General features: G+C 71.1%; 8 protein-coding genes. 3 read left to right on the top strand and 5 right to left on the bottom strand.

What is annotated here, in order from left to right:
* Positions 1 to 421 (top strand): TIM44-like domain-containing protein (locus AX737_RS31300; protein ID WP_197430785.1); only part of this gene is annotated, 421 nt, incomplete at its 5' end.
* 67 nt (positions 422 to 488) lie between these two features.
* On the opposite strand, the gene rsmA is transcribed toward AX737_RS31300, so the two are convergent.
* The 5 genes from rsmA to lptF form a co-directional block, all read right to left on the bottom strand.
* Entirely contained in the window at positions 489 to 1,343 is an 855-nt protein-coding gene (rsmA, locus tag AX737_RS31305) for a 16S rRNA (adenine(1518)-N(6)/adenine(1519)-N(6))-dimethyltransferase RsmA (protein ID WP_066928084.1), read from the bottom strand.
* Positions 1,340 to 2,443, bottom strand: a complete 1,104-nt coding sequence (gene pdxA, locus AX737_RS31310; protein WP_066928087.1) for a 4-hydroxythreonine-4-phosphate dehydrogenase PdxA — start codon at positions 2,441 to 2,443, stop codon at positions 1,340 to 1,342. Before pdxA ends, rsmA begins: the two co-directional genes overlap by 4 nt.
* Positions 2,444 to 2,542: 99 nt before the next feature.
* A complete protein-coding gene (locus tag AX737_RS31315; protein WP_082773400.1) occupies positions 2,543 to 5,095 on the bottom strand; it encodes an LPS-assembly protein LptD in 2,553 nt (850 codons plus the stop codon).
* 202 nt (positions 5,096 to 5,297) lie between these two features.
* Positions 5,298 to 6,386, bottom strand: a complete 1,089-nt coding sequence (lptG, locus tag AX737_RS31320) for an LPS export ABC transporter permease LptG (RefSeq protein ID WP_066928091.1) — start codon at positions 6,384 to 6,386, stop codon at positions 5,298 to 5,300.
* Between the two features lie 6 nt (positions 6,387 to 6,392).
* A complete protein-coding gene (gene lptF / locus AX737_RS31325) occupies positions 6,393 to 7,553 on the bottom strand; it encodes an LPS export ABC transporter permease LptF (protein WP_066928093.1) in 1,161 nt (386 codons plus the stop codon).
* Between the two features lie 220 nt (positions 7,554 to 7,773).
* Here lptF and AX737_RS31330 point away from each other — a divergent pair, with 220 nt between their 5' ends.
* Positions 7,774 to 9,270 (top strand): leucyl aminopeptidase, encoded by a 1,497-nt coding sequence (locus tag AX737_RS31330; RefSeq protein WP_066928095.1) that lies wholly within the window; start codon positions 7,774 to 7,776, stop codon positions 9,268 to 9,270.
* Positions 9,271 to 9,372: 102 nt separating this feature from the next.
* Positions 9,373 to 9,934, top strand: a 562-nt coding sequence (locus AX737_RS31335; protein ID WP_066928096.1) for a hypothetical protein, incomplete at its 3' end; no start/stop codon positions are given.

The raw sequence follows: 9,934 nt of genomic DNA on the forward strand, positions 1-9,934 counted from the left end.
GCCGCGCCCTCAGCAACAGCGCCCGGTCCAGATCGGCCCGAACGACTTCCAGTCCTTCGAGCGCCTGCTCGGCGAGATCCAGGACGCGTACTCGCACGAAGACAAGGTCGGCCTGCGAAACCTCGCGACGCCGGAGATGGCCGGCTACTTCGAGGAGGAACTCCAGGCGAACGCGGCGCGCGGCGTCGTCAACCGGGTGTCCGAGGTGAAGCTCCTGCAGGGCGACCTGTCGGAGGCCTGGGGCGAGGGCTCGGACGAGTACGCGACCGTCGCGATGCGTTACGCGCTGAAGGACGTCACCCTCGACCGCCGCTCGAATCAGGTCGTCGAGACCGGCGCCCCACAGGCGACCGAACTCTGGACCTTCGTCCGCCGTCCGGGCCGCCCGTGGATCCTCTCGGCGATCCAGCAGACCGCCTGATCGCAGATCGGGATTTGGGTAACGAGGGCCGGCATCGCGAAGGCGGTGCCGGCCTTTTTCGCGCGCGTCAGCGCCCGCGGGCGCGGTCCCAGGCCGTCGCCAGGGCGACGAAGCCGGCGACCGGCACCTCCTCGGCCCGTGCGGTGTCGGCGATGCCGGCCTCCGCGAGCAGCGGCACCGGATCGCCGCCGAGGGCCTTCAGGCTCTGGCGCAGCATCTTGCGGCGCTGCCCGAAGGCCGCGCGCGTGACCGACTCCAGAGCACCGACCCGGCAGGGTAGAGGATCGGTGCGGGGCCTCAACTGCACGATGCTCGACGTCACCTTCGGCGGCGGCACGAAGGCCGAGGGGCTGACGTCGAACAGGATGTCGGCCTCGGTGCGCCAACCGCAGAGTACGCCGAGCCGGCCGTAATTCGCCCGGTCTCCCTCGTCGGCCACGATCCGTTCGGCCACCTCCCGCTGGAACATCAGGGTCAGGGAATCCCACCAGGGCGGCCAGGCCTCGGTGTCGAGCCAGCCGGTCAACAGCGGCGTGCCGACATTGTAGGGAAGGTTGGCCACGATCCGTGTCGGCCCGTCCCCGATCAGCGGGCGCGGGTCGAATTCCAGCGCGTCCGCGTCCACCACCTCGAGCCGGCCGGGATAGTGCGCGGCGACCTCGGCGAGCGCGGGGAGCGCCCTGGGGTCGCGCTCGATCGCGATCACCCGCTCCGCGCCCTCGGAGAGCAGGGCGCGGGTCAGTCCGCCCGGGCCGGGACCGACCTCGACGACCGTGACCCCGGCGAGCGGACCCGCCGCACGGGCGATGCGGCCGGTGAGGTTGAGATCGTAGAGGAAGTTCTGGCCGAGGGCCTTCTTCGGCTCCAGGCCGTGCCGCGCGACGACGTCGCGCAGCGGCGGCAGCCCATCCGGTGCGCTCACAGCTCGTCGTCGGGATCGAAGTGTCGCATGTCCGTCCGGCGTCCGGCGTAGAGGCTGAGGGGGATCACCTCGGCGCTCTCGGGCAGACCGAGACCGGCATTGCGGGCGAGACGGTCGGCAAGGCGCAGCGCCGCGATCAGGCTGTCGGGCCGGGCGAGGCCCTGGCCGGCGATGTCGAAGGCCGTGCCGTGGTCGGGCGAGGTGCGGATGAAGGGAAGACCCAGGGTCACATTCACGCCCTCGTCGAAGGCGATGGTCTTGATCGGGATCAGGGCCTGATCGTGGGTGGGTGCGAGCGCCACGTCGTAGGTCTCCCGCGCGCGGGCGTGGAACAGGGTGTCGGCCGGCAGCGGCCCCCTGATGTCGATGCCCTCCGCCCGCAGGCGCGCCACGGCCGGGGCCAGCACGTCGCGGTCCTCGGTCCCGATCGTGCCGGCCTCGCCCGCGTGCGGGTTGAGACCGGCCAGGACGAGGCGGGGCTTCTCCAGGCCGAAGCGCGCACGCAGATCCCGCACGACGGTGCGGGCGGTGTCCACGACGAGATCCTGGGTGAGCAGGGCCGGCACGTCGCGCAAGGCGACGTGGATCGTCACGGGCACGACCGAGAGCGTCTCGCTCCAGATCATCATCACGGGCTTCGGCGGTTCCAGGCCCGGCGGGACCGCCAGGGCGGCCAGGAACTCGGTGTGTCCGGGATGCGCGAAGCCGGCCCGGGTCAGCACGTACTTGGCGATCGGGTTGGTCACCACGGCGCTCGCGCGGCCCGCCTTCACCCACCCGACCGCGGCGGTGATCGACTCGATCACCGCGCCCGCGTGGACCGAGTCCGGCCGGCCCGGCAGGGCCGCGACCGTGGCGCCGCTCGGGAGCGCCACCACGGGCAGCGCCCTGGGAAACACCTCGGCCGCCGTCTCCGGGTCGATCTCGGCCACCGGAACCGGCAGGCCCATCCGGTCGGCGGCGCGCTCCACGAAGGCCGGGTCCGCGACGAGGAAGAAGGGTGGCAGCGGGTGCGCGCCGCCGCGCGCGAGCCAGGCCGCGAGGGCGAGTTCGGGTCCGATCCCGGCCGGGTCTCCGAGGGTGAGGGCGAGAGGGGGCATGGGCGGGCCTGACGATGCGCGGGCTTGCGCGGCCGGCGGTGCGGCGCTCGTGGTCTGCGATCTAAGGGAATCCGGCGCGCCCGCAAGCCGCGGGCGGCCTCAGCGCACCGAGGCGATGCCGTCGTTGGTGGTGACGGTGCCGACGTTCTGGCGCAGGTCCGCCTCGCCGAGGGTCTTCAACTCGACCCGCAGCAGCACCGTCTGGTTCCGCTCGCGCGTGCCGAGCGCGGTGGCGATCGGCGAGACGATGTAGTTGAGCGAGACGGTGGTGCACTCGTCCTGGTAGCCGCCGCCGAGGCTGAGGCCCGAGAGGTAGAACCGGCCCGGGTTCTGATAGACCGGCAGGGTACCGGTCGGGTCGGCGAGGTAGCCCGTCAGCGCGGTCGCGTAGAGGTCGCGGGTGTCGAGGTAGTGCGTGAGGTCGACCAGCGCCGAACCGGTGAGGAACCAGTTCGGCGTGATGTTGTAGGTCGCGCTCGCGGTCACGCCCTCGCGGCGATGGCTGAAGCCGAGCAGCGGCTGCGCCTCGTAGTAGGAGTAGAAGGTCGCGAGCGTCAGCGGCAGGAACGGCGCGAACCGCGCGGTCACGCCGGCCTCGAAGCGGTTGACCTTGAAGTCCGCCTGGTCGAACCGCGCCCGGCTGATGAAGGAGATGTTCTGGTTCGGCGAGACCTGGAAGCGGCCGACGAAGTCCGAGCGGCGGGTCTCCAGGCCGGATTCGAGGCCGACATTCGCGATGTCGCCGCGCCGGAAGGAGTTGACGCCCGCGACCTGGATCGACTCGCCGAACATCACGTTCGTGTACCAGCCCGACGCCGTCACGACCGAGTACTGGCCGCCGAGATTGGCGCGCACGCCGCCCTCGGCGCGGTCGTAGCCGGAGAACTTGTCCCACTCGAACAGCGAGGTGTCGTCGAAGACGAGGCTCTGCGCGTCCTCGTTCGGAAGCCGGCCGATCCGGGTCTCGGAGGGGCGCGCGATGATCTGGGCGATCGGCTCGATCGTGTGGACGCCGAGCGGCCCGAAATCGCTGACGAACGGGTAGCGGTAGTCGAGGCCGACCGCCGGGATGACGCGGCCGTTGAAGCCCTCGCCGACGTTGGCGATCGTCGGCACCAGGGCGTTCTGGTAGCCCGACAGGCTCGGATTGGTGAAGAAGGCGTCGGCCCGCAGGTAGGTGAACGGCGTGAAGCTCTGGCCCGCATCGTCGATGAAGGTGCGCCGCCAGGAGGCCATGGCCGAGGCGCGCGTGTTCGTTCCGGCGAGGCCCCGGATCAGGCAGGACGCCGAGTTGAAGGTCGAGCAGGTCTCGTAGAGCGGGTAGCTCACCCCGTTCACGCTCGGGCTGAACAGGTACGCGCTCGTCCGCGGCAGGCCCTGGAAGTCGGTGGCCTCGCGGGTCAGGCTGGTGATGTTCGCCTCGAAGCGCACCTCGCCGCCGATCTCGCCCGGCCCGTTGATCCGCTTGTCGTAGTCGATCACCGGCGCGACGATCGGCTGCTCCTTCTGCCAGTCGAAGCTCGACAGACCCTTGAAGTAGTAGCCCCGCGCCTCGAACCACGAGCGGTCGCCCTGGCCGATCAGGTAGGCGGTCGAGACCGCCTCGCGGAAATAGTCCGTCGTGATGTTCTGGTTGCGGATCCGGTAATTGTCGAGGAACCACTTGTCGGTGACGCCGACGAGGTCCCAGCCGGTGCGCCAGCGATCGTTGATGTAGAAGCGGCCCCGGCTCTCGATCGAGCCCCGGAAGTCGCGGTCGCCCGCACCCAGGGGGCCCGGCAGGAAGGCCGAGGGCGTGGTCTGGAAGATGCCCGACAGGCGCAGGTTGAAGCTGCCGTTGTCGAGGCGATGGCGATACTCGGCTTGGCCCAGCACGCCCTGGCGGCTCAGGAAGGCGGGCGAGAGCGTGAGGTCGTAGTCCGGCGCGAGGTTGAAGAAGTAGGGCACCGACGCGCCGGTGCCGACCGCCGTCGAGGTGATGAAGCGCGGCGTCAGGAAGCCGCTCTTGCGCTTCACCGTCGGGTCGGGCGCCTCGAAATAGGGCAGGTAGGCGACCGGGATGCCGGCGATCTCGAGGGTCGATTCCTCGAAGTAGACCGTGTGGGTCTCGTTGTTGTGGACGATCTTGGCGGCGCGCACCTGCCAGAGCGGGGGCACCTCCGGGTTGTCCTTGCACGGCTCGCAGGCCGTGTAGGTGCCGTAGTCGAACCGGGTCTGCTCGCCGGCGATGCGCTCGGCGCGCGGCGCGGAGAAGCGCGTGCGCACGGTCTCGCCCCGCCGATCGACCGATTGCTGGATGCGCAGCGAATCGATGAAGCCGGTCTTGAAGTCGTCGGTCAGCTCCATCCGGTCGCCGGTGACGACCGCGCCGTCCTGGTCGGTCAGGCGGACGTTGCCCTCGGCGAAGACGCGGGAGGAACCGCGGTCGTAGCGCACCCGGTCGGCCTGCAGCGTGCGCGGGCCGTAGTGCAGCTCGGCATTGCCCTTCGCCGTGACGGTGTTCTTGTCGTTGTCGTAGATCAGCTCGTCGGCCTCGACGAGGAGCTTGTCGCCCGGCTTGCCCGCGGCCTTCTTGGCGAGCGGGTTCGCGGCCGATCCGGACTGCGCGAGCGCGGGCGTCGCCGCCGACGGCAGCCCCGTCAGCAGCGTCATCAGCCCTGCGATCCGCGCGATGTCGGAGACCTTACGCAACGCCTGTCCCAGCTCCGGTGACGTCCGTCGTCACGAACCCAACCACACCCGCCTCCCGAGGCCCGCTCGAACGAGCGGGTTCAGCGACACGCACGGAACGCCCGTCCACCGTGGCCCGGCAAGGCGGCCGGGCCGGCGCGGCGGGCGTGACCGTGCGGTGCGCTCAGCCGTCTTCCTGGTACAGAAGCGTGAGCGTACCGAGAAGGCTTCCTACCACGGCCGGCAGCCACGCCGCCACTGGCGCCGCCACGATACCCGCAGCTCCGAGGCCTTCCATGACCTGCCGGGCGACGTAGAGCGCGAATCCCGCGGCGACCCCCCCGAGGACGAGTTTCCCGACGCCACCAAAGCGGAAGAACCGTAAGGAAACGGTTGCGGCCACCAGCACCATGGCGACGAACAGGACCGGGCGCGCCCAGAGGACGTCGTACTGGAGGCGGTACCGTGTGGCGTCGAGGCCCGCCCGTTCGGTGCGCGCGATCGTGTCGGGCAGTTGCCAGAAGGGCACGGATTCCGGCGGGGTGAAGCGCTGCCGAACCTGGCCGGGGTCGAGCGTCGATGCGATCAGGTAGGTGCCGAAGCTCTCGGGCGGCGCCTGGGATGTGAGAAGGCGCACATCGCTGAGCTCCCACCAGCCGTCGTGGAGCGTGGCCCGCGCCGCGACGATCTGGGAGAGGAAGCTGCCGTCCTCGTCGAAGGTGAAGACCTGGACGCCGGCGAGCGTCGTGGTGCCCTCCACCGCCGTCTCGGCCCGGATGATGGCCGAGCCGTCGAGGCTCTTCTGGCGCATGTAGAGCGCCTTGCCCGAGCCCCCCTTGGTGGATTTGGCGAAGATCTTCGCCTCGATCTCGGTCGAGCGCTGTTTCAGGGCGGCCGAGACCGGGTTGTAGATCCCGATCGCGACGCTCCCGATAGCCAGGGCGACGAACACCCCCGGCTGCAGGAACTGCCAGGCCGAGATCCCGGCCGCGCGCGCGACCACGAGTTCCAGCTTGCGCGAGAGTTGCAGCAGCGCGGCCATCGAGCCGAACAGCACGGCGAAGGGCAGCACGCCCTCGGCGACGGCGGGCGTTCGGTAGAGGGAGAGCTGCGCCATCAGGCCCGCGGAGGCGCCCTCGGCGTCGCCCGCGCGGCGCAGCAGTTCCACGAAGTCGAGCGTGTAGACGAGCGCGAACACGGTGAGGAACACCCCCAGCACCGTCCGGGCGAAGCGCTTGGCGAAGTAGAGCCCGAGGGTCCGGCCGATCAGCACGCGCCTCTAGCTCCGCGCCAGGCGGGGCAGGCGCGGCGCGAGCCCCCGGAAGGCCGCGGCGCACCGCGCGTTGAAGGCGCGCACCCGCGGGCCGTGGAAGATCACGAGCGCCGACAGCCCGATCGCGGCGAGCGGCACCGCGTAGACGGCGACCACCGCCGCCTGGCTGCGCGCCGCAGCGCTCACGGCGGCGAAGCCGGCGATCCGCAGGAGCACGACCGCCAGGACCGCGCCCGCCACCGCCACGCCCCGGCCCGAGCGGGTGGTGCGCGGGTCGCCGAGCGCCGCGAAGGCGATGAAGGCGAGCGCGAGGGGATAAAGCCAGGAGGAGAGCCGGTCGTGCAGCTCGGCCCGGAAGCGGCCCTTCTGCAGTTTGAAGTAGACCTCGTCCCGGTCGGGGAAGAGCAGCTGCGTGGTCGAGCGCTCGCGCGGCTTGTAGACCACCTCCGAATCGGGCGGTGCGAAGGCCGCAAGGTCGATGGTGTAGCGCTCGAAGGTCAGGATCGAGGAATCGCGGCTGTCCTTCTGCTGCTGGTGCACGCTGCCCTTCTCCAGCGCGAGGTAGCTCTGCCCGTCCACCTCGATCGCGTTGCCGCGCTCGGCGAGGTAGACCTTGCTCTTGCCGGCCTCGCGCGCGTCCTGGATGAACAGGCCGAGCAGGGTGCCGTTCTGCCCGCGCTCGCGGAAATGGAAGGTCAGCCCGTTGTCGAGGCTGGTGAACTGGCCCTCCTTGACGACGTTCGCGATGAAGTCGCCGCGCACCCGCGTGATCACGTCGCGCAATTCCTGGAAGCTTGCCGGCATCACCACGATCGTCAGGAAGCCCACCAGGAAGCTCACCGCGAGGGCGAGCGTGAGGAAGGGGCGCAGGATCGCGCGCGGCTTCATGCCGGCGGCCGACATCACGATCAGCTCGGAATCGCCGTTGAGCCGGTTCAGCGCGTAGATCACCGCGATGAATAGCGCCATCGGGGCGATCACCACGACGAGGGTCGGCAGCGACAGGCCGGTGACGAAGAGGAAGATCAGGAGCGTCTGCCCCTTGGCGGTGATCAGGTCGAGCTCGCGCAGGGCCTGTGTCACCCAGATCGTGCCGGTGAGGCCGATCAGGCAGGCGAGGCAGGCGCCGAGCGCGATGCGGAAGATGTAGCGCTCGATCTGGGTCATCGCGTCGGCTCGGATCTCCCTCGAACTCGGCCTGAGCTCCGCCCCCTCTTTGGCCGGCTCCGGGTTCCGGCATGGCGCGCGAAGTGCGGCGGTTTCAAGAGCATTCGCGCCGCGTTGCGTTCTCCGCCTCAGCGGCTACACAGGGCAGACAACGCAGGGACGCTCCCGCGCGGGGGCCGCCCTGCGCCAGGAACGGCAGCGAAGCTCGGAAAGCAACCACATGGCGGACGGCATCACCATCACCTTCGCTCCGGTGGGCCGGGCCGGCGGGGGCGACCTCGTCGTGTTCGTGGGCGACGACCTCGCGCTCGGCTCCGCGGCGCGCGAGGTGCTGGGCGCGGCCGGCATCGATCTGGTGGCGCGCGCCGCCGCCTCCGAGCAGTTCCGGGGCCGCCAGAACACGGCGCTCTCCCTGCCGGCGCCGGCCGGCGTCGAGGCCGACCGCCTCGTCGTCGTCGGCCTCGGCACCGACAAGGACCGGGCGAAGATCGAGTGGCCGGTGCTCGGCGGCTTCACGGCGGGCAAGGTCTCGGGTCGCGCCGCACGGGTGGTGCTCGACTGGCCGGGTGCCGAGATCGGCCCGCGCGAGGCCGCGGATTTCGCACTCGGCGCGCGCCTGCGGGCCTACAGCTTCGACCGCTACAAGACGAAGAAGAAGCCCGACGCCGAGGACAAGGCCGGCTCGGCCCTGACCCTGATGCTGCCCGGCCACGCCGAGGCGGAGGCCGCGGCCGGCGAGGCCCGCGCGGTGGCCGAGGGCGTGACGCTCGCCCGCGACCTGATCAACGAGCCGCCGAACGTGCTCTCGCCGGCGGAGTTCGCGGCCCGGGCCTCGGAGCTCGCCCGGCTCGGCGTCGAGGTCGAGGTGCTGGAGCCCGCCCGCCTGCGCGAGCTGAATTTCGGCGCGCTGCTCGCCGTGGCGCAGGGCTCGGTGCGCGAGCCCCGCGTGGTGGTGATGCGCTGGAGCGGCGGCCGGCCGGGCGAGGCGCCGCTCGCGCTGATCGGCAAGGGCGTGGTGTTCGATTCCGGCGGCGTCTCGATCAAGTCGGCCGGCGGCATGGAGGACATGAAGGGCGACATGGGCGGCGCGGCCGCCGTCGTCGGCACGCTGCACGCGCTCGCCGCCCGCAAGGCCAAGGTGAACGTGGTCGGCGCCATCGGCATCGTCGAGAACATGCCGGACGGCGCCTCCTACCGGCCCTCCGACATCGTCACCTCGATGTCGGGCCAGACCATCGAGGTCATCAACACGGACGCCGAGGGTCGCCTCGTGCTGGCCGACGTGATCTGGCACGTGCAGCAGACCGAGAAGCCGAAGGCGATCATCGATCTGGCCACCCTCACCGGCGCGATCATCGTGGCGCTCGGCCAGGACATCGCCGGCCTGTTCTCGAACGACGACGACCTCGCGGGCAAGATCACCGCGGCCGGGGAGGCGACCGCCGAGAAGGTCTGGCGGATGCCGCTGATCCCGGCCTACGACAAGGCGATCGACTCGAAGTTCGCCGACATGAAGAACACCGGCGGGCGCCATGGCGGCGCGGCGACCGCGGCCGCCTTCATCAAGCGCTACGTCAACGACACGCCCTGGGCGCATCTCGACATCGCGGGCGTCGGCATGTCGTCCACCCCCAACGAGATCAATCGCAGCTGGGGCGCGGGCTGGGGCGTGCGTCTGCTCGACCGGTTGGTGCGCGACAACTACGAGGGGCGGTAAGGGCTCGGGGGGCCGCTTCTCTCCCTCCCCCCTCTGCGGGGGAGGGAGTATGACGCGGGGTTCAAGTCCCGCCGCCCGATTGCCGTGTAGAGTACCCGAGTGATGCGCGGAGCACCGATCCTCCTGGCCGCCGCCCCCGTCGCGGCGGCGCTCGCCGCCCTGGCGCTCGCGGCGGCGACGGGCCTCAGCCAGCGCTCGGGCCTGCCCGGGGCGGTCGAGCCCTTCGCCTACGGCTTCTTCCTCGACCGCTACCCGCTCTTCGCCTTCGGCCTCGTGTACGGACTCGTCCGGATCGTCTGCGCCGTCTCGGCGCCCGGGCCTGCGTCCCCGGTCCGCCGGGCGGTCCTGGGCCTCCTCGGCCTCGGCCTGCTGCTCGCCGTCTCGCTCTACCCCACCTTCGGTGGTCTCGTGCTGCGCGCCGGATTCGGCACCGGCTCGATGGCCTTCCTCACCAACACGCCGCTCTGGGCTGCCTACGCCATCGGGGCCGCGGTCGCGGCGCTGCTGTTCGGCCTCGCCCTGGGCGTGCCGGTGGTGCTCGCGACGCTGAGACGCCGCGCCACGGAGGGGTTCTGGCGGCGCGTTCGGCGCGGGCTGGTGACTGCGACGGCGAGCTTCCTCGCGCTCTGGATCGGCGCGGCCGTCCTCGGGCTCGCCCGCGAGG

Origin of the sequence: Methylobacterium sp. CCH5-D2, assembly GCF_001556475.1 — a bacterium.
Taxonomy (GTDB): Bacteria; Pseudomonadota; Alphaproteobacteria; order Rhizobiales; family Beijerinckiaceae; genus Methylobacterium; species Methylobacterium hispanicum.